Here is a 495-nt window from a genome sequence, read left to right as displayed (position 1 = left end):
CCCGGAACGGGTAAGTGTCAAAAATATGATACCGAGGTGACACTTGCTGACGGAACGGAACGGGCAATTGGGGATATAGTAGAGTCAAACCTCGAAGACCCGATAGAGGTCGACGACGGGGTATACGAACCGGCAGATATCGGCGTTCAAACAGTAACCGAATCGGGGGCCGTCGAGACTGGGACCGCGACAAAAGTCTGGAAACGAGAAGCGCCGGATAGGATGCACAGAATTTCGATGGCATCGGGGCGCGAAGTAGAAGTAACACCGTCGCACCCGTTGTTCAAACAGTTGAACAGAGGATTGTCTCCCCGACGGGCAGATCAATTGGCGGAAGGAGACCTCATTGCGGTCCCCGAAAACATCGACGCGGATTGGGATGATTCGCTTGATGTTTCGTTCCAGCAGGTCGAAGCCTACAACGCGAATTCGTTCACGCCGCCCACCCGAGTCGATCCCACTCTGGCTCGACTCCTCGGTTATATCATCGCAGAG

Annotated in this window: 1 pseudogene; it reads left to right on the top strand. The window is 54.7% G+C overall.

Annotation, left to right across the window (positions count from 1 at the left end):
- Positions 1-495 (top strand): annotated as a pseudogene (locus DVK07_RS21315) (Hint domain-containing protein); the annotation flags it as partial.

Origin of the sequence: Halorubrum sp. Atlit-26R (genome assembly GCF_003666015.1) — an archaeon.
GTDB lineage: Archaea > Halobacteriota > Halobacteria > Halobacteriales > Haloferacaceae > Halorubrum.
This window is presented reverse-complemented; position numbering and strand designations above follow the sequence as displayed.